This is a genomic window from Halobacillus sp. H74, assembly GCF_052246715.1.
GTDB lineage: Bacteria > Bacillota > Bacilli > Bacillales > Halobacillaceae > Halobacillus > Halobacillus litoralis_A.
Genome location: NZ_JBQQCI010000003.1, coordinates 447,544 through 474,249, shown reverse-complemented (window position 1 = coordinate 474,249; position 26,706 = coordinate 447,544). Strand labels below are relative to the sequence as shown.

Genomic DNA, 26,706 nt, shown 5'->3' with positions numbered 1-26,706 from the left:
TAGGATGAAAACAGTCAGATTTTTCTTATATTTATGTAAATCTCTTTCACTTTCAATAGCGGAAATCATCAAACATATTTAGGAGGTCTTTCCATGTCAATAAATGTCCAACCATTCGGGGATCAGGCGATCCTTGTTGAATTTGGAAGCTCCATTAATAAGGAAACAAATAAAGAAGTAAGAAAGTTTTCTGCCCACCTTGATGCCAGCAGTCCTGAATGGATGATTGAATATATTCCAGCATTTACGACAGTGACAATCATTTATGATCCACTGTACATAAGCCACCAGGTCGGTGGAGAAACTCCCCTCCCCTACGAATGGGCGCAGCAGCAGGTAGAAGAGTTGTTATCCAAGAATACAATTGATCGCAATCAGACAGACCGAACGATTGAAATCCCTGTCAGTTATGGTGGAGACTTGGGACCAGACCTCTCGTTTGTAGCTGCTCACAACAAAATGAGTGAAGAAGAGGTAATAAAAACCCATATGGCCGGGGATTATTTGGTTTATATGATTGGCTTTGCTCCAGGCTTTCCCTACATTGGCGGGATGGATGAAAAAATTGCTGCCCCACGCAGAGATGACCCCAGATTAGCAATCCCAGCTGGCTCTGTAGGGATTGCCGGGTCTCAAACAGGAGTCTACCCAATCGAAACTCCTGGAGGGTGGCAACTGATCGGACGCACACCACTGAGACTCTTTCAAGCCGAGCAAGCCCCTCCTTCCCTACTGCAAGCGGGTGACCATATCAAGTTCACTCGTATTTCAGAAGATGAATACAAGTCAATGAAGGAGGATGAACGATGATTCGCATTTTAAAATCCGGACTTCTGACTTCCATTCAGGATCTTGGACGATATGGCTATCAAAAACATGGAATAATCGCATCGGGAGTCATGGATTCCGTAGCACACCGCATCGCAAACTTCCTTGTTAATAATGCGTCTAATACACCAACATTGGAAATCACCCTGATGGGTCCAGTCATTGAATTTCAAGAGGATACATTGATTTCTATATGTGGGGGAGAACTTTCCCCAATGATTGATGGTGAACACGTGAACATGTGGAAATTAATCTATGTCAGAAAAGGGAGCGAGTTACGATTCGGACAGCCTAAGCAAGGCTTCCGTGCTTATTTAGCTATAGCTGGTGGTTTTGATGTTCCTAGAGTCATGAATAGTGCTTCCACATATATGCGCGCTGCAGTTGGTGGTTTCCAGGGCAGAATGCTTGAGAAAGGAGATGAGATCCCTGTATATCCGGACACAGATTTATCCGGCATCTTCCAATCTCTATCATCTAAAATTAGAAAAGATTCTTTTATCGAAGCACCTTGGTTTGTAGCGCCTGAAATTACTAGCTACACTAAGACGAACGAGCCCATACGTATTATGCGTGGCCGGGAATTTGAATTGTTCGATGATGCGAGCCAAAATAACTTCATGAAAAATACATTCAAAATCGATCCTAAGTCTGATCGAATGGGGTATCGTTTAAAAGGAACAACGCTATCTTTAAAAGAAAAAAAAGAAATCGTTTCAGAAGCTGTTACGTTCGGTACAGTTCAAGTCCCTCCAGAAGGGAACCCTATTATCCTATTGGCTGACCGTCAGACCACAGGTGGCTATCCTAAGATCGGGCAAGTTGCTTCAGTAGATTTACCAAGAATTGCTCAAATGAAACCTGGAGAAAATATGACTTTTCGACACATCAGTCACGCAGAAGCCCAGCATTTGTATCTCAAAAGGGAAAATCAGTTGCGCCAACTAAAACGTGGAATACATTCAAAACATCACTAAGGAGGCACAAATATGTACAGCGTTGATTTGAACTGCGATATGGGGGAGAGCTTCGGTGCTTATAAAATCGGACGTGATGAAGAAATATTGAAGTACGTTACCTCCGTCAATATCGCTTGCGGTTTCCATGCGGGCGACCCCTCGATCATGAAAAAAACTGTCCGCATGTCTATTGAGCATAAAGTAGGTATTGGGGCGCACCCAGGACTTCCTGATTTGGCGGGATTCGGCCGCAGACCTATGGACATCACCCCAGAAGAAGCTTATGACATGGTCGTTTATCAAATTGGTGCCCTCAAAGGCTTTGTCGATGCAGAAGGAGGTCAATTACAGCACGTAAAACCGCATGGAGGTTTATACAATATGGCAGCAAACAAACCATCATTGGCTGATGCAATAGCTAGAGCTGTGTACGACGTCGATCGTAACCTCGTTTTGTTTGGACTATCCAGAAGTGAACTTGTCCGAGCGGGGCAAAAATACGGTCTGAGAACAGCAAATGAAGTGTTCTCAGACCGAACATATCAACAGGATGGAACACTCACTTCAAGGAGGAAGCCCGACGCATTAATCACAGACCATGAGCAAGCAGTGAACCAAGTCATACGTATGGTCAAAGAAAACAAAGTCCATTCCCTTCAAAAAGTTGATGTGGATATTGATGTTCAAACTATATGTATCCATGGTGATGGAAGTCGTGCTGTCGAATTTGCCAATTATATAAGTCAAACCCTAAGAGGTGCCGGTATCCAATTACAACCCATAGGTGAGTTTTCCACTCGTTGAAAGCTGTTTGAACACCTTTTCGCAAATAATACGTGTAAGGAGAGGATAAAGTGAATTCTCAAGATATGTGGACAAATGTGGATCAGTACTTCCTGGACCACCTCTTTCCTGAAGGAACTATAATGGAAGAGGTTTTGGAAGCAAATAAAGAAGCAGGACTTCCATCCATTGATGTATCACCTACTCAAGGAAAGCTCCTTCACCTCTTAGTGAAGATGAAAGGTGCAAAAAACATCTTGGAGATTGGCACCCTCGGCGGTTACAGCAGTATTTGGATGGCAAAAGCTTTACCTGAGGATGGAAAGATGACGACACTTGAATTCAATCCTAAACATGCAGAGATAGCAGCAGCGAATATGAAAAAAGCTGGAGTCGAAGAAAAAATCGAGATCATCGTCGGGCCAGCTTTAGATACGCTCCCTACACTAGAAATGAACGTACCTTTCGACTTTATTTTTATCGATGCAGATAAAAATAACAATCCTCCTTACGTAAATGAAGTTTTAAAACGGTCTCAATCTGGAACGACTCTCATCATTGATAATGTCGTAAGGAATGGCGATATATTAGAAGCCCAAAGTGAAGATTCCAGCATTCAGGGAATTCGTGAAATGTTCGAAATGCTGAAAAATGACTCGCGAATGGACTCTACCGCGTTCCAAACTGTGGGAAGTAAAGGTTATGATGGGTTCGTCCTAGCTATCGTAAAATAAAGAATCCTTTCCCATTGTCGGTCTACAATTAAAGTTTGTGGTTACTTCTCACGAATTGCTTGACGGTGGGTGCTTACCGCGGGCACGGCCTCAGCTAACTCGGTCAAGAAGATCACTTGACCAAGTGGATCTTCGGCTCGCGCTGTTCCCGCAGGCGTCACCACCGAACGCTCCTCGTGGAATCAACAGTGGCCCATCTGAAAAAGAGACAAAGAAAATCACTGTTTTTCTTGTCCATTGAAAGGAGCCGAGTTGGACGATTTTATCGTTCAACTCGGCTCCTTCGTTTGATGTATAACACTAAAAATGGCAGTTCTTCAATAGTCTCCTTAACCTAGTAAGCTTTTGTATTATCGATTGCTATTCCATTCTTCAGCAAGCATTCCATACACGACATGGTCGGTGTACTCATCATACAAGAGAGCAGCTTGACGAACGACACCCTCTTGCACAAAGCCTAAGCGTTCAGGTATCCCCCGACTCTTGATATTCTCTTCTGCTGCCCGTATTTCAATACGATTGAGTCCCATATCTTGAAAAGCATAACCAAAAAGTGTACGACAAGATCTTGTGAGCAATCCTTTTCCCTTGTAATCCGCCCCCATCCAATAACCTACACTCGTATTTTTGTTTCCCCAATCAAATTCCAGAAAATCTACTACACCTGCAATTTTGCCATGATATAAAATGCACACCGTGAGTCCATCGTTGTCTGCATATCGTTGTAAGCTCGCTTGAATGAATTTTTTCGTATCGTCAGGCGAATGGGTGAAATTGATCCATGGAAGCCATGTGCGTAAATGATCCCTTGATCGATCCGAAAGGTTATAAAGCTCCTCTGCATCTTGATAATCTATTAATTTCAGTGAAAGATCTTCATCTACCTTATGTACAAACATCCCATACTCCTCCTCCATTAACATCTGCATTTCGTTCGATAACTGAAATTTTACTCCTTAATTGAACAAGCGCTGTCCATGATTCACACAGCGCTTGTTCAGATGAGCTGTCCCCTTTTGTGGTATTCACATATAGATTCACCCAAACTATGAATAGGGAAAAGTTAAGGTTTCAAAACCAGTTTACCTTTTGTTTTTCTATTTTGCATCATTTCATGAACATGAGCAGCTTCCTCTAATTTATAGACCCCTCCGATGGTTAACTTCAATTCACCAGTATTGACCATCTTCAACAGGTGATCCAAACTTTTTTCAAACAAGACAGGCTTTCTCATAATTTGCGGTAAAAAGAAACCGATCACCGATAAGTTACGATTCATCAAACCTGATGGGTACATCTCTGCCTGGTTCCCACTAGCTACCCCATATACGACAACTCGACCAAAGGCACGCATGCATTTGACAGTTTCATGAAATATGTCGCCACCCGCCATTTCCAGGGCAATATCAACACCTTTTCCATCAGTTATTTTCATAACCTCATCGCCCCAATGTTCACTTGTATAATTAACTGTATGGTCTGCTCCTAGCTCCTTTGCTAACTGTAGTTTTTCTTCAGAACTTGCGGTCGCAATCACATTCCCTGCCCCGAATTGTTTGGCTAGTTGAACAGCAAGGGACCCTACACCTCCGGCTGCAGCATGGACAAGGACCGTCTCCCCTTTTTCAAGCCTCCCCATCGTTGTTAATAAATGGTATGCTGTCAGTCCTTGAAGGGGCAATGCAACGGCTGTCTCATCATTTACACCATCTGGCAGAGGAATTAAAGAGCTTTCTTTGGTCGTGACATACTCAGCATAGCCACCCGATCCAATCAGAGTCACTACACGGTCCCCTTTTTTAAAACGGTTCGTACCTTCTCCTACTTCCTCTACCACACCAGCCACTTCTGCCCCAGGTATGAAAGGAAGAGGCGTAGGTATTACATAAGCACCTTCACGCCTCGCTGTGTCTGCGTAGTTCACGCCAATCGCTGTCACTCTCAAAAGTACTTCTCCTTCATAGATTTCCGGAAGTTCCATTTCTACCCTTTCTAAAACCGATGGATTCCCATATTCCTTAAATTGAATAGCTTTCATCATTTCCCTCCTATTTTCCAATAAAATTTGGTTTTCGTTTTTCCTTAAAAGCCTGGACTCCTTCTCTATGATCTTCAGTTGATACCATCATCGCTTGAGTCACCCGTTCTTGCTCAAGGATTGTAGCCAGGTCTGATTTGTCTGCTTGATCAACAATTTTTTTCATCATGCCAAGTGCGCGACCTGGTCCTTTCGCAAGACGAAGTGCATAATTCATCGCTCCCTCCTCCAAGTCTTCTAATGGTAAAACCCGATTGACCAAGCCCCACTCCACAGCTGTTTCAACCGGTATCGGTTCTCCCCGGAATAACAACTCTTTAGCTCGATAAGGGCCTAACAGTTTTGATAAAAAGTAGTGGCCACCGCCATCTGCCACTAGCCCTACCTGGGCAAAACTCAGTACGAACTTACTCTCTTCTCCTGCAATGATTTGGTCACAGGCAAGAGCTAAATTGAAACCTGCGCCAGCGGCATATCCATGAACGACCGCAATCACGGGCTTAGGAATATCTTTGAGCATTAATACCAAACGATTCAATTCGCCCACGTGTTCATATAAATGATTTGCTGTAACTTTTTCCCCCATATTTTTCACATCACCGCCTGCTGAAAATGCCCGCCCGGCACCTGAGAGGACAACTACCTTCACTTCATCATTTTCAGATGCTACCTTGATAGCTTCCTGTAAACCTATGATCATATCATCTGAAAAAGCATTTAAGGAATCTGGCCGATTCAACATACAAGACATGACGGGTCCATTAATAGAAACATTCAAATGCTCGTTTCCCAGTTTCATAAGTATTCTCCCCTTTTAAGATACATATTGGCCTGCTTCTAACATTTTTTCCGCAATATCACGATTTCGTTTCAAGCTATTCTCCATTTGGTATTCACTTAAGAGTGCAGAAACATTTCTCAAAGTCTTTACCCTTTCTTCTCCTTGGAGCAAAGAGGAAAGTAAGCCAGTAGTCGCTTGATGAACTACTAAAGCGGATTGTTCAATCACCGTCTGGGTCAGCCTTTTCTTCAAGTCGTACTTACTTTCCTTTTGAAAAGCTTTTTTTGTACGCAGAACGGCGGACTCCGCACGATAAATGTGAATGGCAATATCCGCAAGTTTCATCAACGTTTCTTGTTCATTTTGTATAGATTTCCCATAAGTGCGATAGGCGGCACCAGCGGTTACCAAGTACAAATCTTTAAACACTGACACTGGCTCCTCAAGCTTATCCATCCAGTGATTCCCACGTTCTTTGAATTCAGCATTTTTCAAAGAATACTCTGCTTTTTCCATTAATGATTGAACATCAAGTTCTCCTTGACCGGCTTTTTGAAAGAACGCACCAGGAATGAGAAGGCGATTAATTTCATTGGTCCCTTCAAAAATACGATTGATCCTTGAATCACGATAAGCTTGTTCAATCGGATACTCTTTAATAAACCCGGCACCACCGTGAAGTTGTAGAGCTTCGTCAACAATTAAATCAAGGATTTCTGATCCCACGACTTTACAAATGGCTGATTCCAGCTTGTGTTCATTCATAGCCTTGGCGGTTGCCGACTTGTCTGATGTTTGATAATGAGCTCCTAATTCTGCCTCAATGTGGCCGGCCGTTCGGTAAAGGAGGGATTCAGCTGCGTATAGGTGGGCACCCATGAGAGCGAATTTTTCTTTACTGGCATTAAACTTTGATATGCTTCTTCCAAATTGCTTACGTTCCTTCGTATGTTCAAGAGCTAATTGAAAGCAATACTTCGCGGCTCCTGTGGTAGCGAAACCCAAATTGAATCTTCCAAGGTTAAGAACATTCAAAGCAATACGATGCCCCTTACCTACTTCTCCCAGTAGATTTTCTACAGGAACCTCACAATCCTCCATAATGACCGAGCATGTGGATGAACCTTTGATACCCATTTTATTTTCTTCCGGGCCAATAGTAACGCCGGGGAAATCTTTTTCCACGATAAATGCTGTAAAATGCTCTCCATCAACTTTTGCATAAACGATGAATGTATCAGCAAAAGCAGCATTAGTGATATAGATTTTTGTGCCATTCAGAAAATAATGAGACTGACTTTCATTCAAAACAGCTGTAGTTTTTGCTGATAATGCATCTGAACCAGCATCTGGCTCTGTCAGACAATAAGCACCAATGTATTCTCCGGAAGCTAGTTTAGGCAGATATTTTTGTTTTTGTCCCTCTGTTCCGAAATATGTAATCGGAAGAGTAGCGATACACGTGTGATTTGAATGAGCAACACTATAACCACTCGCATTACCTAAAGCTTCTCCAACGATTCCCTTACTGACTTTATCCAGCCCGAGGCCTCCAAAAGTTTCAGGAATGCTGTGACTTAGCAGCCCTAGTTCACCCGCCTGCCGCATTTTACGAGCAACAAACTCGAAGTCACCTCCCTCGATTTTCTTCCTGTTAGGGTGGATTTCCCGGGAAATAAATTGTCGAGCTGTGTCAGCAATCATTTTGTGTTCTTCACTTCGGTCCTCAGGCGTGAAAATACATTCAACAGATATATCAGTGGTCAAAAATTCTCCTCCACGAATTTTTTGTTTAATTGCTTGCATGCTTTCCCTCCTTGATTTGACCCTTAACTGAGTCATAAATAAGTATGCTGTTGAACAAACCTTCCTGTGCAGCGAAGTCAATTTCTTTCTGATCCAGCCCTGCGCTCATCAACATTTTCCCAATTCGTGAATTTTGCAGAAGGTGAGCTGCATCTTTATTCCCTTTATAAAAAAGAAGGGCGGTTATAGCTGCATCGGATAAATTCCATTCTTCCCCCCCCTCGCATATGACTCACTAAACTTCCGATTCCATAAAATCTTCCATCGTATATCGACTATTAGACCCAGAACAAATTAAAATGATGGAATCGTCTTTGTGAAACTGCAATAGGTGATCAGCCATTGCAGGATTGTTCAATAATGATGAAGCATATAAGTTAGAAGCCTTTCTTGATTGATGTAAAGCAACAGTGCCGTTTGTAGTGGTCAGAATTAAGTGCTTATCCTTAATGACCGGGCTCAAGTGCGTTCGTAACGGCGGATAAAACCCTTCAATCCTTTTCCCCTGATCTTCTCCAGCCAAGATGAAAGAGTCCGCTGATTCCTTCGCTATTATTCTTGCTTCTTCAGGGTTGTGAACTGGTATGACTGAAGCAGCCCCATCAGCTATAGCAGCTGTAATCGTTGAGGTAGCGAATAGCACATCAAATACGACCACCGTTTTCCCCAGCAAGTCTTCAGGTCGAATATCCTCTTTTTGAAGATGACTTGAACATCCCCCATAATTAGAGACCTGCCGTTTCTTCGGCATGTTCGATCAAATTATTAACAAACACATTCATCCCTGCAAAACGGGGATCTTCTGTCTGTCCTTGCTTATACCGGTAATAGATTTGTTGAATAATGCCAGCCAACTTAAAATACGCGAACGTCATATATACGTGGATTTCACTTAAATCACGTCCACTCTTTTCTGCATATCGTTGGAGAAATTCATCCCTCTTGAAAAATCCACCTTGTACTGTAACGGGGGGCTTACCGAGTCCTGTCTTCAAAAGCTCAGGGTCCTCCGGTTGTATCCAATAGCTCATTGCAGCGCCTACATCAGCTAACGGATCCCCCACCGTCGTCATTTCCCAATCAAATAAGCCGACCATCTGAGATGGGTTTTCTTTACTGAACATCGCATTATTCAACTTGTAATCGTAATGGATAATTGATGATTCGGGCGAATTCGGTATATGATCCAGGAGCCATTTCTTCAATCGTTCACCAGATACGACATCATCCGTCCGTGCTCGATCATAGCGTTTCATCCACCCATGAAATTGACGTTCCATGAATCCTTCAGGCTTAACCATTTCCCGCAAACCGGTTTCTTTATAGTCAATTGCATGAAGCTCCACTAAACGATCGACCATTGTTTCTGATAAGCTTTCACCTAACTCGGCAGTTGCTGCTACTCCATCAGGAAATTCTTGATCAAACACAAGCCCTTCCCTTCTTTCCATAACAAAGAATGGTCGCCCTATCAGATTACCGGACTCATACAGAAAAGGCTTCGGTGCCAACGGAAAGACCGGGTGCAAGGAGTTTAGTATTTTGTACTCTCTCTCCATGTCATGAGCTTTCGGAGCCACTGGCCCCATCGGCGGTCTCCGGAGTACAACCTTCCATTTCTTTCCGACCGATAGTTCATAGGTCAAGTTGGAATGGCCGGCTCCGAACTGACGTACATCCATTTCTCCTTTTGGTACATCCATTGTCTCTCTTAAAAAAGAAGCGATCTTACTTGCATCCAACTCTTCCCCCGCACGGACCGGCTTCGTATCATTTGTGTAGACCATTTCAAACCTCCCTTAATTGGCTGCCAATTGATAGGACGCTAACGTTTCCTTCATCTTCTCTGAAAGGGGGTGGCTTTGCTGTTTCTCGAAATCGAATTGAACGATTACACTTTTCCCCTTAGCCACAAGCTTGCCGGATTCTTTCTCAAACATTTCCTGTATCAAGTGAAAGCTCGAATTTCCTACCTTAGTCACATGGCTTTGAATGACAAGTGTTTGGCTGAAATATACCTGTTTGATAAAATCGCACTTTGTAGAAGCGAGAATGAAATTCCAGTTATCTCCTACAAGCTCTAAGTCATCGAAGAAACGAATACGGGAATCTTCCATATAAATAAAAAAATTATTGTTATTGACGTGTCCTAATAAATCCGTTTCACAAAAACGGATTTTTACCTCATGTTCATGCATGGTCCTTCCTCCTCAACTTTTCACCTTAGCATCATAAGTATAAAAACCTTTGCCTGTTTTGCGACCGAGCTCTCCCGCTTTCATTTTGTTTGCTAAGGTTCGAGAGGGCTTGTCCTTTGGATCACCAGTCTCTTCATATTGTTGCTGCATTACATAATAACCGACATCAATTCCTGATAAATCCATTAATTCAAAAGGTCCGATTGGGTGATTCAATGCTTTTTTGACTATCTTATCGATATCTTCATAGTCTGCATATCCACCTTCGTATAAACTCATCGCTTCTTTTTGGATAGCGAATAGGATACGGTTAGCTACGAACCCTGAAATTTCCTTTTGCAATAATACAGCAGTGCGGTTCATCTGTTCACAAATTTCCATAGCCAATGATGCTGTCTCCTCAGAGGTGTGTTCACCCTTGACCACTTCCACACAATCCATTACTAATGGCGGAAAGAAAAAGTGCATATTGCAAATTTTCTCCGGTCTCGAAGTTGCATCGGAAATCAAGGAACTGACGATCGTTGATGAATTGGTAGCCAGCACCGTATGAAAAGGTACTATTTCATCCAATTGAGCAAATACTTCCCGCTTCACTTCCAGTTTCTCGATGACGGCTTCTATGACGATATCGGCATCTGCGGCAGCTTCTCTTAGGTCAGAGATGAAATGAAGTCGTTCAAAAGCATGCTGGCGTTGTTCACTCGTTATTTTTTTCTTTTCCACCCATTTCCCCATGATGGTTGTCAACTTTTCACGAGCTGTATCCAATGACTCCTGACTTATATCCTGCAAGTTTGTATCATAGCCTGCCAAAGCCCCCAGCATAGCGATTTGATGCCCCATACTTCCCGCTCCAACCACTGTCAATTTGGTTATTGTCATGCTACTCCCCCTCAATTCCTTTAAAAATCATAGACATATAAATGTCTGTCAGCTCATTCTCTTTCACATCACCATCCGGCTCGTACCAAAAGTAGCTCCAATTCGCAATTCCAAGAACAGCGTAAGACAGCATATCCGCCCTAAGGTCTTTACGGAATTCATTCATGTGGATGCCGTCTTCAATTACCTTTTGTATATTTTCCTGGAACAATTGCCTTTTAGGGAGAATAGCAGCTGTTTTTTCGTCACTGAGATGTCTCATTTCACGGAAAAAAACCATTGCACTATTCCCTTTTGAACGAATATTCCTAATCAGTGTTTCAACAATTTGATAGAGCTTCTCGTGGTTTGTACTTTGCTTGTTTTGCATTATTTGTTCTTGTCCATTTAACAAGTGATCGATAAACGATTCATGGATCTGTACAAGTACATCTTCTTTATTTTTAAAATAATAATAGAACGTTCCTTTTGTAGCTCCATTTGCCTCGACGATGTCTTGAATAGACGTGGAACGAAATCCTTTGTTGCCGAATAGTTCAATGCTCGTTTTCATCATTTGTTCCTTCATACTCATCGTCCCATCGTTAGTATTCTTTTTATTAACAAGAGGCGTGCATGCCTCCATCTACGACCAGAACATCACCCGTCACATAGTCAGAAGCTTTACAAGCCAGGAAAAGCGCCGCACCTTTCAAATCTTGCTCAGATCCGAAACGTCCTAATGGAGTCCGGTCCAAAATGAAATCGCCGCCTTGTTCAAGAACGCCTTTGGACATTTTCGTGGGGAAGAAACCAGGTGCCAAAGCATTTACCTGGATGTTGCTTTCTCCCCACTTGACAGCAAGATCTTTGGTGAAAGTGATGACAGCCCCCTTGCTTGCATTATAGCCGACCGTTTGCATAAAACGCGGATCTGCTCCACCCAGTCCAGCGACTGAGGCGATATTAATGATTTTACCTGACTTCTGTTTAAGCATTACTTCGCCGACCTTTTGAGACATTAAGAACGTCCCTGTTACATTTACATTCATCACTTTCTGAAAAGCCTCTAAAGGCATATCAAGGGTGGGCGCACCCCAGGTGGCTCCACTATTGTTGACAAGAACATCTATTGTACCGAATCGATCCACACTCTCTTGAACCACCTGTTCAACATCTTCTGGCTTTGTGATGTCACAGGCGAGGGCTAACGTCTGTACCCCTAAATCACTTTCCAAGCGAAGGGCTACTTGTTCACAGGCTTCCTTCTTTCGTGAACAGACGATAATGTTCGCACCTGCTTCTGCTAATCCTTCAACAATTTGTTCACCAAGTCCCCTTCCTCCACCAGTCACAAGAGCGGTCTTTCCCGTCAAATCAAAAAGTTCCTTTACATGCATGGTCTCACTCCTTGTATTTTGATAACTCCAGTTTAGCTATTTGGCGGCGGTGGACTTCATCAGGACCATCAGCAAGGCGTAAGGTCCGTGAATTCGCCCATTGGGCAGCCAACGTGAAATCTTCACTGACTCCCGCTGCTCCATGTGCTTGAATAGCACGATCGATGACACGTAAGGCCATATTAGGGGCGACAACTTTAATCATAGCTATTTCTGTTTTTGCTTGTTTATTTCCGACAGTATCCATCATATAAGCAGCTTTCAGCGTTAATAGTCGCGCTTGCTCCAGATCAACTCTTGAATCAGCTATCCATTCCCTTACCACCCCTTGTTCAGCCAGAGAACGATGAAAGGCTACACGAGTTTGTACACGCTTACATAAATCTTCAAGTGCTCGCTCAGCTGCTCCGATCAACCGCATACAATGATGGATGCGACCTGGCCCAAGTCTTCCTTGAGCGATTGCGAATCCTTTTCCTTCTCCCCATATGATATTCTCTTTTGGTACGCGCACATTAACAAAGTCTATCTCCGCGTGACCATGTGGAGCATGATCATATCCGAACACCGGCAGCATGCGGCGGATATGTACCCCTTTAGTGTCCAGTGGTACTAGAATCATAGATTGTTGCTCATGTCTTTGCGCATTCGGATTCGTTTTCCCCATAAAAATAGCTACCTTGCAACGAGAGTCACCTGCTCCGGAGGACCACCACTTCCTCCCATTGATGACGTACTCATCCCCGTCCCTTGTAATCCGCGCCTCGATGTTCGCAGCATCCGAGGAAGCCACTTCTGGTTCTGTCATGGAAAAACAAGAACGTATTTTCCCTTGTAAAAGCGGCTTTAACCATGTGTCCTTCTGTTCTTCGCTTCCATAACGGGCTAAAACCTCCATATTGCCAGTGTCTGGAGCGTTGCAATTGAAAACCTCAGGTCCAATTAAAGATCGTCCCATCATTTCACACAAAGGAGCATATTCAAGGTTGCTCAATCCTGCGCCATATGTATCATGCGGTAAAAATAAATTCCATAGTCCTTGTTCTTTAGCCTTAGCCTTCATTTCTTCCATGATCGGCAGTGTTCCATCCCAACGACTTTTCTGTGACTTTAATTGGTCTTCGTAAATAGACTCGTTAGGATAAACCCATTCTTCCATGAATTCCTTCAGCTTATCTTGATAGTTTTTTACTTTTTCTGTGTAATCGAAATTCATTTCATCTTCCTCCTTTCCTCCCAAACATACCAACCGGTTAGTATGCTTCCATTTTATACCTACTATTCTGAAAATTCAACATAAATGAATGGATACTCATTTTTCGAATTAAAAAAGATGCCAGTGTATTCCGGCATCTATCGTAGAGAAAATTTTCATGGTGTGGTAATCCATGAACCTACAAGAAAAGCTGTAGGTATAATAAGATATGTATATGAAGTGAAAGTGGGTTGGCAATTGCCCTTATACCACCCGTCTATTTTTCTATTCCCTCACTTTTCAACTTTTCAATATTGCTCTCTTATCTTGAATGCTCTGCTTCGAAATATTTTAAGGTTCCCGTTACTAAGGATAGAGCTTGGTCAAAATTAATATTTCACATAAAAAAAGACCCACAAAAGAAGGTCATTTTATCCTTTTACTACAGGATTTGTTCCCCACCAACCGCTCTGTTTACGAAGGTTAACAATTTGGCCGATATGATAAGCGTTATGATTGAATAGATGGGAAAGCGTTTCACTCCAAATTTCCAGCTTCTCATCACTGCATGTTTTAATCTCCGCCCTAAATTGACTCATGACCATTTGAAATGCTGAAACCCTTCTGTTCCAGGAGATTTGATCGTGGTTTTGAAAGGTATTGTAATGCCGGGGAAGTTCAGGCACTTCCTTTCCACAGAACCGATTCAAGTACCTTTCGTTATAGAAATATAAATGATGGACAAGCTCAGCGATGGAGTATGGATGATCCTCTTTTTTCCCTGATGCTTCTGCCTCTGTCAACTCTTTAACAGCCACATTAAAACAGACAAACCAATTGTTTTCATCATATACGGACTGAAGTTGTTCTAGCAGGATTTCCCTAACGCCCATATTAACACCTCCTTATAATGAACATTCCCCATTTTCATGAGGTTAATCCGATAACTTCCCTTTTCCGATGCATGGAAATGGAAAAGATTAGTACTTAACTTTATAATAGAAATAATTGCGACCGTTTTAATTATAAAAGTATTTTAAGTAGAGAGGAGCTATTTTTGTGGACTTGAACCGATCGTTGCATGATTTTTTATTAAATCGATCCTTTGCGCTTACAGAAGAATGGTATGAATCCTTGGATAAAAGTGAGTCTTCGGGAGTTTATGCTGCCCAGGATGCAGAAACCGTCAAACAGCTGAAAAAGAAAAATTACGAATTTCATAGATATTTGTCACAGTTGTTCATTCTAGAGACAGAAGAATTCTATCAGCAAATCAATGAATGGATTTTGAAAATCGCACGGGACCCAGATCATCTTGAGACCCCTACACACGATATTATGCGTGAATTCATGAGAGTCAGAGAACAGTACTTAGATTTTCTCAATGATTTTATCGCCCATGAAGATAAACATATTTCCCGTGATCTAGAAGAGTCGTGGAAACGCAAACTGATTGAGGCTTTCGACCAAATCATGTTTCAAGTAGCAGAGGAAAAGTCGACACAATTAAATAATCAGATTGAGAAACAGAAATCTGTTATTAATGAATTGAGTACTCCGCTGATTCAACTGGCAAATGATAGAGCACTGCTCCCATTGGTTGGAAATATTGATACAGACCGGGCAACAGCAATATTAGAAAATACTTTACAAAAATGCACAGACCAGGAAATCGATCATCTCTTCATTGACTTGACCGGGGTTTATCTTGTAGATACGATGGTTGCACATCAAATCTTCCAATTGATTGATGGATTGCGCTTGATTGGCGTCGTTACAACTGTTGTCGGCATCAGACCTGAAATCGCCCAAACCGCTGTTCAATTAGGAATCAATTTCAGCCAAGTGAAGACCTCCGCCACTTTATCCCAGGCTATGGCTAAGGAATATATCTAGAACTCCCTTCTTAAGGAGTTCTAGTTTATCGTTTCATTCAACATTCTTTTAAGAAAAGGAATGGTATACTTCTCTTTTTCAAATTGTGAAGATAACCATATGATATGGTCTTGTATAATCAAAGCCATGCTGTATACGGCTTTTGGATGCTCCTTTGCTGAAAGGTGTCTATAGACTATTCTCATTGGTTCCACCACTTCTACTGGCAGCGTCCGATCGATCGTTTTTAATCCTAATTGCGCACGTTCTGGACAGTACCTTTGCAACAAAACCTTCGCTATATTAATCCCTAGATCATTTGCCACCTTCACTGCCCAAAAGTCATTCCCACGGTCAGCTGCTTTTTTATATTGTAAAAGAAAAAAAGCCACATCTTCCACTGCATAATGAAAATCTTTTTGTGACAACCATAAGTTTTGATGATCTTGGAATCTGTCCATACGTCGTGCGGGATCATAGAGCACCTTAAAATAATCTTTATGTACAAGTGTTTTTTCCGTAACCGTAAATAAGTCGACATGCAACAAGTTTTCATAAACAACAATGATTTGTGGAGCAATAATGAAAATATCATCGTAGAAGATAATGGATTGATAACTTTCGAGATGTTTTTTTCTATTTTGTAAGAATGCAGCCTTATTTTCCTCTTCGACTAATACATAAAGGTCGACATCGGAATTTTCATCTTCTTCTCCACGTGCCATTGACCCTTTAAGAAAGACAGCTTCTACTAGATTATCTTCTCTTAAACTATGTACGATAGCCTCTACAGCCTTTGTTTGCCTCATTTTTCATCCTCCCTGGATAAATAAATATTACACCATCATATAATAGATGGTTATTTTTGTAAAAGGAGATGTCAAAGATCATTCTCCGAGAGGCTCACTCAAACAAAAAGAAAGGAGACTCATTCTGAGAGTCTCCCTTCCTTTTTATCATTTTTATCGAATTTGACCGGTACCCTTCATCAAGAACTTCACTGTTGTTAGCGCAGGAAGTCCCATCGGGCCTCGAGCATGCAATTTTTGAGTGGAAATGCCGATTTCCGCTCCGAATCCCAGTGCACTACCGTCAGTAAAACGAGTAGAAGCATTATGGTAAAGAGCCGCTGCATCAACAAGTGCGAAGAATTTTTCGGCAGCCTCTGCATCTTCAGTTACGATCGCTTCAGAGTGTTTGGTGCCGTACGTTTCAATATGAGCAATCGCGTCTGTTAAATTGTCAACGGCTTTTACAGCGATGTCAGTGCTCAAGTATTCATTCGCCCAGTCTTCTTCACCGGCAAGCACTGATCCTGGAATGATTTCCTGAATATATTCATCACCGTGTACCCCAATATCATTCGCTTTCAATGCAGTTATCAAAGCATCTTTATACTGTTCCAACCATTCTTTGTGCACAACTAGCGTTTCCGCTGCGTTACATACAGCAGGACGATCTGTCTTTGCGTTCACAAGAATAGCAATCGCTTTTTCTACATCTGCATCTTTGTCTACATAGATGTGGCAGTTTCCTACTCCCGTTTCAAGGACTGGTACGGTCGCATTTTCGACAACGGCTTGGATAAGCTTACCGCCACCACGAGGAATGAGCACATCAATGTGTTCTTTCATCGTAAAGAGTTCATTTGTAGCAGCACGATCTGTTGATGCGATGAACTGGACAGCTTCTTTAGGAATCTTCGTTTCCGCTAAACCACGGTGCATCACTTCAACAATCGCCTGGTTGGAGTTGATAGCAGAAGATCCTCCTTTCAATACAATTGCATTACCGGATTTCAAAGCAAGCCCTGTCGCGTCAACAGTTACGTTGGGGCGTGCTTCATAAATCATACCGATGACGCCAAGTGGTACTGTCACTTTTTCAACTTGAAGACCATTCTCAAGTGTCCAATCTGAAAGTACTTGGCCGGTCGGATCTTCAAGCTGTGCAACATCGCGCAATCCTTGAGCAAAACCAGCGATACGTTCCTTAGATAAAGATAGACGATCCATGAAGGCATCAGTAAAGTCTTTTTTACGTCCATTTTCTAAGTCTTTTTCATTCGCGGTAAGAATCGTTTCGTATTCCCGTTCAAGAACATCAGCTAAATGAAGCAGTGCTTGGTTTTTCTCTTCTTCAGAAAGAACCAGCAGTTTTTTGGATGCTTTCTTAGCTTCCATTGCTTGCGCTTCAACGTTCACATTACTTTTAGTTAGTGTCATCAAAGACCTCCTTGATTATTTTAAACACCTACAGGCATGGCAACTTCTAAATGGCAGACAAAGTCTTTACGTTCAATAGCTGCTTTATCATAAGACTCTAATTCCGGTTCGGTCAGACTGATCATTTCTTCCATTTCTTCTGAAGAATAATTTACGACTCCAAGCCCAATTTCATCGCCAGTGAGATCGTGAATACGCACGACAGAGCCTTTTTTAAAGCGGCCTTTAACATGATGAATGTTCATTGGCAGCAAACTCTTCTTCATTTCAATGATTGATTCCTTGGCACGATGATCAATAATCACTTCCCCTTCAGGTCCTGAGTTGAAAGCGATCCATTGTTTCTTCTGATCCAAGTTTTCTGAATCTGTTGTTGTTTCAAAGTACGTGCCTTTGGCGTTGTAATAAACGGCATCATAAACGATGCTCGGTGTATTGGCTTTGCCTAAGAAGGAAGAAATGCCAGATGCCATAGAAATCTTGAATGCATCGATTTTGGATTTCATACCACCAGTACCTACAGCACTACCTGGGTCACCAGCCGCTTCTTCGATTTCCGGGGTTATTTCGTGGACTTTGTCGAGTAGTTGAGCGTCCTCATTTTTTCTTGGGTCCGCATCGTATAGTCCATCAATATCAGATAGAATAATCAATTGATCGGCGTCGACAAGTCCTGCCACTTTAGCTGAAAGCGTATCATTGTCACCGAATTTCAGTCTGTCTATTGTGATCGTGTCATTCTCGTTTACGATCGGGATGATCCCACGTTCGAGCAATACATTGATTGTGTTACGAGCGTTGTTGTAACGATCTTCATCAGAAAAGTCACTACGTGTAATAAGGATTTGAGAACCCATATAGCCGTGGGATAGGAAGAGATCGGAATATGATTCCATCAACAATCCTTGACCAATGGATGCGGCAGCTTGTTTTTCCGGCAATGTGCTCGGGCGCTCTAAGCATCCGAGTTTGCGATAGCCTGCTGCTACGGCTCCTGAGGATACGAGTAAAACTTCGTGGCCGTCGTCTTTTAATCGAACGACTTCATCTACTAGCTTTTCTAATTTACGTCGGCTGATTTCTCCGTGCATACTGGTGAGGGAACTACTCCCTATTTTAATTACTACCCTTTTTTTGTTTTGAGTCAACATATCACTCCTATTTAGCATTTTTGCATCGATTTTTTTCGATTATTTGCTTCCTACAAGTAGTCCTTCAAGTTCTTTGCTCAATTCTTTAGAACGGCTGGCCGCTCCTTTGATTGCTTCTGATATTGCTTGCCCGCCGCCATTTTCATTTAATGCATCAAGTCCTGCAGCAGTTGTACCATTCGGTGATGTTACGTTTTCGCGAAGTTCTGTCGGGCTTTCATCACGTTCAAGCATCATCTTGGCTGCACCAAGTAGTGTTTGGGCTCCGATTTCGCGCAACGTTTCACGGTCCATCCCTTCGGCACGACCTGTTTCTTCAATATGCTCCATTAAATAATAGAAATATGCCGGGCCACTTCCTGCGATTCCTGTGAAAACATCCATTTTGTCTTCTTCGATGACAAAGACCTCTCCGATGGAACGCAGCAATTCTTTTGCAACAATCACTTTATCCATTGCAACGAATTGACCTGGGCAAATTGCCGTAGCTGATTCGCGCAGCATACTCGAAGTATTCGGCATAACGCGGATCACTTCTTGGCGATCGTTCAGACGCTCTTCCATATATGATGTTGAAATACCAGCAAGTACAGATACAAGTACTTGATTAGGTGTCAATTTATCTTTTAAATCTTCAAGTACAGCATCAATGTCCTTTGGTTTCATTGCCAAAATGAATTGATCGACTTCAGCGAAATTCAACTCATCTTTCAAGACTGTGCGTACTCCATATTTCGAATTGATTTCATTTAAACGTTGTTGATTACTTCGATTGGTTACAATGATGTTTTCAGCTGGAATATTACCGGATTCCACCATTCCTGAAATCATCGCTTCAGCCATTGAACCTGCACCTAGAAAAGCAATCGTTTGTTTAATCATTTGGGTTAATCTCTCCCGTTCGCGTTTTTTGTTCGCTTTATTTAAGACGTGTTTCATCATAACACTGGGCAAAACATATTCAAGGGGTTTTTTGCATGTCGGGTCTATAAGAGCCAATTAGTTAGTGTAAACGGTTTCACAGAGAGATATTTCCACTTCATCGCTTCTCATCGGAAATAATCTCGTCTCACGCTTATATTTGCGCATTGAAATTTCAAGAATAAACGGATAACACTAAATTAAGGGAATTTACTGACAATTATCAAGTGCGTATGAAATCTTTGAAATACACTCATTTAAATAATACCAATAGCATAAAAGAACGATTTCTTTGACCCTCTACGAACAAAAAGAACATCTGTTGATTACTTCCAACAGATGTTCTAGGATTCATTGATAAAATGATTCAGTTTTGCCAGTTGCTGGTTCAGTTCACCAATCGGTACGAAGCGCGCTTTCCTGAACAGCTCTTTCCCTTTTGAGTAAATCAGGACGGCCGGAACTGTCATGACGGAAAACCTTCCCGCGATTTGTGGTATTTCATCTGCATTGACTTGCCGCGCCTCAATTTGTGGGTATAGTTCCAGCAAATTCTCTACTTGAGGAAGTAATCCATGACATACGGAGCAACCTGGCCGGGATACAAAGACTATTGACAATCCCTGATCATCTACAAACGTGTTCAATTCTTCTATAGAATGTATAGATTCCAATGTGCTCACCTCTATCTTCATTATACCAATAAATAGATTGAATTTTCTCGTTTAAACAATTGATTAATATAAGTGTCTGAAAGAGTTTTTTGGAGTGATATTGACTTTTATGGTCATATCCATTCATATCTTAGAATAAAAACAAGCCACAAAGCTGTTAAAGGGAATGTGGCTTGTTTGCGTTCTTTTATTTATATCAATATTACTTTCACCTGTAATTGATATTTTATACAGTATATTTAAATCACGCTAGCAGAGAATTTGGTACACAATGCCTGTTGCTGAATCCCTGTTTTTAAGAGGTTTCACCTGTCACTGACTGACTCGGGCTTGCTCGTAAAAGTAATTAATCGTTTAATCCCTTGCCATTAAAAATGTGCTGCACATACTTTTCAATCCTGGACTCTCGCGTTGTAGTTTTTTTAGCTTTAGAAAAGTAAAGAATATATGCTCTTTGGCGACCAGGTGTCAAGGCTTCAAAAGCAGCTTTCAAATCCGGAATTTCATCGAATTTTCTTTCAAGTTCTCCAGGAATCTCTTCTTTCTTTTTAAATTCCACTTCCAAACCTGCTTTTTCAACTGCAATAGCTTCATTAATATAGTCTTTCACAATGTTCTTCCGATCAACTATATCCTGCACATTGGTGAACCGAATTTGACGCGCAGCCTGTACATTCTCTGTTTGCTGTATTAAAATTCCTTGAGCATCCTTCAGCAAAGCTCCTTTGTGAAACAGGAGCGCACAATACTCTTTGAATCCATGAATTAAAACGATGTTTTTTTCCTGAAACGTATAGCAAGGTTTACCCCACTTCAATTCTTCATTCAGATTACAGTCCAGAATAATATCTCTCAACATCCCATATTCTTGCTTCCACTTTTCGGATTGACTTAAGAATTCATCAACCTTAGGATTCATATTATTACTTGTCATAAACGACCCCCCTTTTCAAATGCCCTTTTCTTGAATATACCTCAACATTGCCTCATTTTCCACACCTCATTCAAGCTAGTGGATCGCTTAAGACAGATCATCCCTTATTCTGCAATCATAAACCTAGAAGCTTGTCTGTATTCACTAGTAAACGTCAACATATTGAAGTGACTTTGTGCTGGCAGACTTCTTACATCAACAAAAGTATAATTGGAGTAGCTAAGAAGGGGAAGCCGAAAGTGCCGACCAAAAATGGATAAATCAAATTTGAAAAATATGGTAATTGAAAGAATGATGAAAAACAAAACCCAGGGTAAAATTGCCTTCTTAAAAAAACATACCTCACTGAAGTGATCACTAAACTACTGCATTTTTTAGTTAAGCACTAAATTAAGCAGCCGAATTGGACGATTTCATCGTCCAATTCGGCTGCTTTCAATGTACAAGAAAAAAGAGTGCTTTCAGTACACTTAAAAGGTCGTTATCTATTGCAAACGATCAGGATGGGCTTGCTGGTGTTGTTTCGTTTCGACTTCCTTGAATAGGTCTTCAGCAAGCGGATTCGCTTCATCAGGCTGTACAGCTTGATTCGGATTCAACATTTGCCTTAATGACTGGATTTGCTTATTAAGATTATCAATGTCTTTCTTGGTTGCTGGCCTTTTCTCCTCTTTCAATTCATAACCCACCTGCCCATTCGGCTCAAGGGTAGCAGATTTGACATCTGCTATGGAGGTAATATTCATTTGCCTTAACTTCATCTCTAACTGATCGACAGTGAAACGTACTTTTTTCAAATTTTTCTCATTCAATTGGCCATTTTCAATGATGGATACTGACCTTCCTGTCAAGAAACGCTCCATAAAATCAAATTTCACCTGGGTAAATTCCATCGCAATCAACGTTAGGACAAGGACACCTCCTACTCCGAACGTCACCCAAATATTTTTCCCTGCCACCGGCTGAATCAGTAATGACCCGATAGCGATCATAATTACCGTTTGCGACAGAGTCATTTGCGAGATTGACTTCCTACCTGCAATCCTCAGTATGATCGTACCGACCAGTATGATTAAAACAGCTTTCCATATCCAATCCATTAGCTCACCTCACTATTTCATATGTTTTCCCATATCTTATGAGATATTCTTTTAAAAAGCGTTGCAAAAGAAGGTGTTTTCCGCTATAATCTTTTCAAATATCTAAATTCTAGGAAAAAGAGAGTAGCTATAATGGAAACAGCTTAGCGAATCAGGGATGGTGAGAGCCTGATCGGATTTCTGATAGTGAACCGGACTTTTGAGAAGCTATCCTGAAGAACAAGTAGGGATATAAGCCGGGGTGTCCCCCCGTTAACAACTTCGAGTGGCTGATTCAGCTATTAGAGTGGTACCGCGAGCATAAACCTCGTCTCTTCAATTAGAGACGAGGTTTTTTTATTTCATTCAATTAGCCCTCTTATTTGTGAAACTCAGTTTCGAGATATTTTAAAGGTTTCCGTTACTGAGTTTAATAAATAAATCCGAAGAGTTCGTCCACAAACAGGTTAACTTAAACAACTTAAAGGAGGAATTGATAGTGGAAAAACATATTTTAGCGCTTCAACTATCGCACATACTCGGGGAGAATTTTCCCCGCGACTGGGTGCATGGATTAATTGAAACACCTAAACAGGCAGATCATGGTGATTTGGCTTTCCCCTGCTTCCAACTAGCTAAGACGTTTCGTAAAAGCCCCGCGGAAATCGCCAAAGAAATCGCACCAAAACTTCAACACCAGGTGTTTCAACAAGTCCGCCCAGTTGGAGGGTATATCAACATATTTTTAAATCAATCATTCATCGCCAATCATACGCTTCAGCAATTGCTTACAGATCCTGGTCAATTTGGAGCCCATCAATTCGGGAAAGGGGAAACAATCGTACTTGATATGTCCGCTCCTAACATCGCGAAACCATTTTCTATGGGTCATTTACGTTCAACGGTCATTGGTAATGCACTGGCTAACCTGGCGGAAAAGTGCGGGTATGAAACCGTAAAGATCAATTATATCGGAGATTACGGAACACAATTTGGAAAGCTGCTAGCTGCCTATCAAAAATGGGGCGATGAAAAATCCGTGCGTGAAAACCCCATCCAGGAACTTACGAAAATCTACGTTAAATTCCATGAAGCTTCCAAAGAAGATCCTTCTTTGATTGATGAAGGGAGAAGCTGGTTCAAAAAATTGGAAGAACAAGACGAGGAGGCAGTGAAACTTTGGAGGTGGTTCAAGGATGCTTCACTGGAAGAGTTTGAAAAAATCTATCGACTCTTAGGCATCGACTTCGACTTGACCCGAGGAGAGGCCTATTACAATGATAAGATGAGTGACACCATCAATCTTCTAAAGGATGAACAATTGCTTGTTGACTCAGAAGGAGCGCAAGTAGTACCTTTGGACGAGGTGAGTTTACCTCCGTGTCTCATTCGCAAAAGTGATGGAACCACAATCTATGCGACACGTGATTTAACAGCAGCTATTGACCGCTTTAATAATTACCAATTCAATAAAGCTTTATATGTCGTCGGTCATGAACAGACTCTTCATTTTCAACAAATACAGCAAGTATTGCAGAAAATGAACTTTTCATGGGCTCCGAATTTGAAGCACATTTCGTTCGGGATGATGCTGAAAGACGGCAAAAAAATGTCCACACGCCAGGGAAAAACCGTATTGTTGGAACAAGTATTAAAAGAAGCGATCACTCGTGCTGAGGAAAATATCGAGGAGAAAAATCCGACATTAGCAAATGCTGGAGAAATTGCAGAACAGGTGGGCGTCGGTGCTGTCATTTTTCATGATTTAAAACATGACCGCCGCAATGATGTGGAGTTCTCTCTTGAAGATATGTTGACCTTTGAAGGCAATACAGCACCATATATCCAATACACCCACGCAAGGGCTGCTTCATTATTAGAAAAAGGCTCGTTCCGAATAAAAGATGCCGTAACCACATTTGATGATGAGCTTGCTTGGCCGATCATCAAGCTTGTACGGAATTATCCAGAGGTTGTAGAGAATGCTTACAAAGATTATGACCCTTCCAAAATTGCTAAATACCTCTTAGATGCATCGAGAGCGTTCAATCAATATTATGCCAAAACGAAAATACTGGAAAGTGACCAGCAGCAAGCACGTTTGACGGTCATTTTCGCTTTGACAGTGGTCTTGAAAGACGGGTTGAATATATTGGGAATTCAAGCTCCACTCCAAATGTAGAAGGGAATATTTCCCGCATCGCCTTCCTTCTATTATAATAGAAGAAAGACTAACATAGGAGCGGATGTTCATGTACCCGATTTATTATATCGTCGTCATTCTTGTTTCAATCATAGCCCTTATCAGTACCATCGTGATTGCGAAAAATATAGGCAAGGATGATCAATCTTCTCCGGATCAGGAGTTGGAATTATTGAAAAGTGAAAGCAAAAGTTCCAACAGCATCCCTATGTTAACCACTATTTACACGATCACTTTTGTCCTGACAATTATCCTCATATGGATCTTCATCTTTTAATAAAACGGGGCTGGGATAAAAGAATTTCTCCACTAGAAAATCCGAACGAAATTCGTTCGGGTTTTCTTTATGAAGCAATAAATACATACGCTTCTCCGGCAACATACTTCGCTTCATTTGATCCATTCTACTTTATTGTCCATCTTTTCCTGTGGCAGTTAGTGTTTTGTCCCAGCCCGTTTTATTATTGTCTGATTATACTTGAAGGACTAAATCAGCCTTTTTCTCAGGATAGATCGTTTGTAAATAATAGTCTTCTGCTTTCCAATATCTCCTCTCGAACTTTGCTTCCTTCTTTCGTGTTGCTACCTTTTCCCGAGCAAATCTTTTTTCTCTAGGACAGTCTAAATATATGACATAATCGAAAAATTCCCGCCATTCTTCACGTTGGAGAAAGATACCTTCTATTAAAACCACACAAGTATCAGGTAACGTAACATTTTGCCATTCACAGCAATCCAACGAAGCTGTGTATTTATGTAACTTAAATTCTCTTTCCATTTTCAAAAGTTCAAAAAAATGGTTTCTTAACCAGAGCACATCCCATTGTAGCTGGTAATACTCAAACCACTCTTCCTGGCCAGTATGATAACGTCTAGATTTACTAACGATATAATCATCGATATGAAAAGTGTGAACATCATATCTTCCACATAACTGCTCCCCCAGTTCTTTCACTATTGTCGTTTTTCCTGCCCGGCTCAATCCATCTATTCCAACTATGAACCTTTCTCCCTTTTGAAGGTGGGGTAATGATCCCCAAAAGTTGCTCCAACCTTTCACAATGTATCACTCCTTATTTTCGGACCCGCTGAGAAACCCTGTTGTTCTTCACGACCAAGTCATTCGATGAGTAAAGGGAAGTTAATCTTCTTTGGTTGTTAGAGCACCACCTCAACCAGGTCATAACTGAAAAGACGTCAGTTTTTCATATGTATTGAAAAGTACGTAACCACGATGCTCTCGCTTTTTATAAGTAAACATGCATATTAACAAAGGTAAATCAGAAGTCATCTTTAAGCATTCCTGATTGCATAATTATACCAATATTGACACATACTCTCGATAAATTCATGTTATCTTTCACATAGGTCTATGAATATCTTAATAACAAGGGGAATAAAACTTAAGTATTTGCCTCCTCCCCGTTCTTTCTTGAGGCACCCCCCCCCCCCCCGACAACAAACATAAACAAGACAAAAAGTTAACAGAGCCTTGTGAAAAAATAAAGGAGCTGTCTGTTGTGAATCAATCAGATGTATTTCAAAATCTCACTTATAAGCAAATGAATTTCTCTGAGGTGTTCTCCCATATCATCACCTTTATGAAAAAGGAACCAATCGCAAATTACCGTTTAATGGTCGGGACTGATTCTCAAGTTCATCCTTCTAATACGCTATTTATTACAGGCATCGTTATCCAACGTGTCGGCAAAGGGGCGTGGGCTTGTTTTCGAAAAGAAATTGTCCATAGAGAAATGACCACTTTACATGAACGGATTTCTTATGAAACGTCATTGACTGAAAAAGTAGCCGCTTTATTTACAGAAGAGAAGAAAAACGAATTGATTGAAATCGTCCTCCCCCATATTTATAAAGGAGCGACCTTTACTATTGAAGGACATATCGACATTGGTTCTGGAGAACGAAATCGGACAAGGGTCTATGTGAATGAAATGGTTGCAAGAATTGAATCATTAGGAATAGAGCCGAAAATCAAACCTGATTCGATCGTCGCAAGCAGCTATGCCAATCGATACACAAAATGATTCTAAATAACCC

At 41.4% G+C, this 26,706-nt stretch carries 28 protein-coding genes, 1 pseudogene and 1 other annotated feature; of the genes and pseudogenes, 8 read left to right on the top strand and 21 right to left on the bottom strand.

Features of this window, described 5'->3' with window-relative positions; genetic code table 11:
• The first annotated feature begins 93 nt into the window (after positions 1–93).
• Genes pxpB through ACTWPX_RS08675 form a run of 4 tightly spaced genes read left to right on the top strand, consistent with a single transcriptional unit; the run spans position 94 to position 3,304 of the window.
• Entirely contained in the window at positions 94–810 is a 717-nt protein-coding gene (pxpB, locus tag ACTWPX_RS08690) for a 5-oxoprolinase subunit PxpB (protein ID WP_443119386.1), read from the top strand.
• A complete protein-coding gene (locus tag ACTWPX_RS08685) occupies positions 807–1,805 on the top strand; it encodes a biotin-dependent carboxyltransferase family protein (protein ID WP_443119385.1) in 999 nt (332 codons plus the stop codon). Before pxpB ends, ACTWPX_RS08685 begins: the two co-directional genes overlap by 4 nt.
• A gap of 12 nt (positions 1,806–1,817) precedes the next feature.
• The gene (locus ACTWPX_RS08680; RefSeq protein ID WP_443119384.1) at positions 1,818–2,591 is read left to right on the top strand and encodes a LamB/YcsF family protein; all 774 of its coding nucleotides are present in this window, start codon (positions 1,818–1,820) and stop codon (positions 2,589–2,591) included.
• 50 nt (positions 2,592–2,641) lie between these two features.
• On the top strand, positions 2,642–3,304 hold the full coding sequence (locus ACTWPX_RS08675; protein WP_443119383.1) for an O-methyltransferase: 663 nt from the start codon (positions 2,642–2,644) through the stop codon (positions 3,302–3,304).
• 41 nt (positions 3,305–3,345) lie between these two features.
• Here the strand turns inward: ACTWPX_RS08675 and ACTWPX_RS08670 are convergent, their stop codons facing one another.
• The 13 genes and pseudogenes from ACTWPX_RS08670 to ACTWPX_RS08610 all read right to left on the bottom strand — a co-directional run bounded on the left by ACTWPX_RS08670 (position 3,346) and on the right by ACTWPX_RS08610 (position 14,479).
• On the bottom strand, positions 3,346–3,468 hold the full coding sequence (locus ACTWPX_RS08670; RefSeq protein ID WP_443119382.1) for a hypothetical protein: 123 nt from the start codon (positions 3,466–3,468) through the stop codon (positions 3,346–3,348).
• Between the two features lie 186 nt (positions 3,469–3,654).
• The gene (locus ACTWPX_RS08665) at positions 3,655–4,203 is read right to left on the bottom strand and encodes a GNAT family N-acetyltransferase (protein ID WP_443119381.1); all 549 of its coding nucleotides are present in this window, start codon (positions 4,201–4,203) and stop codon (positions 3,655–3,657) included.
• 164 nt (positions 4,204–4,367) lie between these two features.
• Positions 4,368–5,342 (bottom strand): quinone oxidoreductase family protein, encoded by a 975-nt coding sequence (locus ACTWPX_RS08660; RefSeq protein WP_443119380.1) that lies wholly within the window; start codon positions 5,340–5,342, stop codon positions 4,368–4,370.
• A gap of 10 nt (positions 5,343–5,352) precedes the next feature.
• Complete coding sequence (locus tag ACTWPX_RS08655) at positions 5,353–6,141, bottom strand: enoyl-CoA hydratase/isomerase family protein (protein ID WP_443119379.1); 789 nt, start codon at positions 6,139–6,141, stop codon at positions 5,353–5,355.
• A 15-nt stretch (positions 6,142–6,156) separates the two neighbouring features.
• Positions 6,157–7,929, bottom strand: coding sequence for an acyl-CoA dehydrogenase family protein (locus ACTWPX_RS08650; RefSeq protein ID WP_443119378.1), 1,773 nt, complete (start codon positions 7,927–7,929; stop codon positions 6,157–6,159).
• Positions 7,916–8,680 (bottom strand): annotated as a pseudogene (locus ACTWPX_RS08645) (2-phosphosulfolactate phosphatase). Before ACTWPX_RS08645 ends, ACTWPX_RS08650 begins: the two are co-directional and overlap by 14 nt.
• On the bottom strand, positions 8,655–9,716 hold the full coding sequence (locus ACTWPX_RS08640) for a phosphotransferase family protein (protein WP_443119377.1): 1,062 nt from the start codon (positions 9,714–9,716) through the stop codon (positions 8,655–8,657). Before ACTWPX_RS08640 ends, ACTWPX_RS08645 begins: the two are co-directional and overlap by 26 nt.
• A 12-nt stretch (positions 9,717–9,728) precedes the next feature.
• Positions 9,729–10,127, bottom strand: a complete 399-nt coding sequence (locus tag ACTWPX_RS08635) for an acyl-CoA thioesterase (RefSeq protein WP_443119376.1) — start codon at positions 10,125–10,127, stop codon at positions 9,729–9,731.
• 12 nt (positions 10,128–10,139) lie between these two features.
• Positions 10,140–11,012, bottom strand: a complete 873-nt coding sequence (locus ACTWPX_RS08630; RefSeq protein WP_443119375.1) for a 3-hydroxyacyl-CoA dehydrogenase family protein — start codon at positions 11,010–11,012, stop codon at positions 10,140–10,142.
• 1 nt (position 11,013) lies between these two features.
• The gene (locus tag ACTWPX_RS08625) at positions 11,014–11,580 is read right to left on the bottom strand and encodes a TetR/AcrR family transcriptional regulator (protein ID WP_443119374.1); all 567 of its coding nucleotides are present in this window, start codon (positions 11,578–11,580) and stop codon (positions 11,014–11,016) included.
• A 31-nt stretch (positions 11,581–11,611) separates the two neighbouring features.
• A complete protein-coding gene (locus tag ACTWPX_RS08620) occupies positions 11,612–12,391 on the bottom strand; it encodes an SDR family oxidoreductase (RefSeq protein ID WP_443119373.1) in 780 nt (259 codons plus the stop codon).
• A gap of 4 nt (positions 12,392–12,395) precedes the next feature.
• The gene (locus ACTWPX_RS08615; RefSeq protein WP_443119372.1) at positions 12,396–13,607 is read right to left on the bottom strand and encodes an acyl-CoA dehydrogenase family protein; all 1,212 of its coding nucleotides are present in this window, start codon (positions 13,605–13,607) and stop codon (positions 12,396–12,398) included.
• 410 nt (positions 13,608–14,017) lie between these two features.
• On the bottom strand, positions 14,018–14,479 hold the full coding sequence (locus ACTWPX_RS08610) for a DinB family protein (protein ID WP_443119371.1): 462 nt from the start codon (positions 14,477–14,479) through the stop codon (positions 14,018–14,020).
• Positions 14,480–14,645: 166 nt separating this feature from the next.
• Between ACTWPX_RS08610 and ACTWPX_RS08605 the strand changes: the two genes are divergently transcribed.
• Positions 14,646–15,482 (top strand): STAS domain-containing protein, encoded by an 837-nt coding sequence (locus ACTWPX_RS08605; RefSeq protein ID WP_443119370.1) that lies wholly within the window; start codon positions 14,646–14,648, stop codon positions 15,480–15,482.
• 20 nt (positions 15,483–15,502) lie between these two features.
• On the opposite strand, the gene ACTWPX_RS08600 is transcribed toward ACTWPX_RS08605, so the two are convergent.
• From ACTWPX_RS08600 to ACTWPX_RS08570, 7 genes are all read right to left on the bottom strand, one after another.
• Positions 15,503–16,270: a nucleotidyltransferase domain-containing protein gene (locus ACTWPX_RS08600; RefSeq protein ID WP_443119369.1), complete on the bottom strand. Its 768-nt coding sequence runs from the start codon at positions 16,268–16,270 to the stop codon at positions 15,503–15,505.
• A gap of 153 nt (positions 16,271–16,423) precedes the next feature.
• Positions 16,424–17,686 (bottom strand): glutamate-5-semialdehyde dehydrogenase, encoded by a 1,263-nt coding sequence (locus ACTWPX_RS08595; RefSeq protein WP_281974919.1) that lies wholly within the window; start codon positions 17,684–17,686, stop codon positions 16,424–16,426.
• Positions 17,687–17,706: 20 nt separating this feature from the next.
• Positions 17,707–18,837, bottom strand: a complete 1,131-nt coding sequence (gene proB / locus ACTWPX_RS08590; protein WP_128524183.1) for a glutamate 5-kinase — start codon at positions 18,835–18,837, stop codon at positions 17,707–17,709.
• Positions 18,838–18,876: 39 nt separating this feature from the next.
• Entirely contained in the window at positions 18,877–19,719 is an 843-nt protein-coding gene (proC, locus tag ACTWPX_RS08585) for a pyrroline-5-carboxylate reductase (protein WP_443119368.1), read from the bottom strand.
• A 383-nt stretch (positions 19,720–20,102) separates the two neighbouring features.
• On the bottom strand, positions 20,103–20,441 hold the full coding sequence (locus ACTWPX_RS08580; protein ID WP_347232266.1) for a thioredoxin family protein: 339 nt from the start codon (positions 20,439–20,441) through the stop codon (positions 20,103–20,105).
• 337 nt (positions 20,442–20,778) lie between these two features.
• Entirely contained in the window at positions 20,779–21,366 is a 588-nt protein-coding gene (locus ACTWPX_RS08575) for a YdeI/OmpD-associated family protein (protein WP_443119367.1), read from the bottom strand.
• A 485-nt stretch (positions 21,367–21,851) separates the two neighbouring features.
• The gene (locus ACTWPX_RS08570; RefSeq protein ID WP_443119366.1) at positions 21,852–22,466 is read right to left on the bottom strand and encodes a DUF421 domain-containing protein; all 615 of its coding nucleotides are present in this window, start codon (positions 22,464–22,466) and stop codon (positions 21,852–21,854) included.
• A 102-nt stretch (positions 22,467–22,568) separates the two neighbouring features.
• Positions 22,569–22,784 (top strand) — a binding site (T-box leader).
• A 157-nt stretch (positions 22,785–22,941) separates the two neighbouring features.
• Here ACTWPX_RS08570 and argS point away from each other — a divergent pair.
• Both argS and ACTWPX_RS08560 read left to right on the top strand, forming a co-directional pair.
• A complete protein-coding gene (argS, locus tag ACTWPX_RS08565) occupies positions 22,942–24,627 on the top strand; it encodes an arginine--tRNA ligase (protein ID WP_443119519.1) in 1,686 nt (561 codons plus the stop codon).
• Positions 24,628–24,697: 70 nt separating this feature from the next.
• Positions 24,698–24,925, top strand: coding sequence for a hypothetical protein (locus ACTWPX_RS08560; RefSeq protein WP_443119365.1), 228 nt, complete (start codon positions 24,698–24,700; stop codon positions 24,923–24,925).
• 195 nt (positions 24,926–25,120) lie between these two features.
• Here ACTWPX_RS08560 and ACTWPX_RS08555 read toward each other — a convergent pair whose 3' ends face one another.
• Positions 25,121–25,708, bottom strand: coding sequence for a kinase (locus tag ACTWPX_RS08555; RefSeq protein WP_443119364.1), 588 nt, complete (start codon positions 25,706–25,708; stop codon positions 25,121–25,123).
• A 502-nt stretch (positions 25,709–26,210) separates the two neighbouring features.
• Here ACTWPX_RS08555 and ACTWPX_RS08550 point away from each other — a divergent pair.
• Positions 26,211–26,693 (top strand): ribonuclease H-like YkuK family protein, encoded by a 483-nt coding sequence (locus ACTWPX_RS08550; RefSeq protein ID WP_443119518.1) that lies wholly within the window; start codon positions 26,211–26,213, stop codon positions 26,691–26,693.
• The last annotated feature ends 13 nt before the right edge of the window (positions 26,694–26,706 follow it).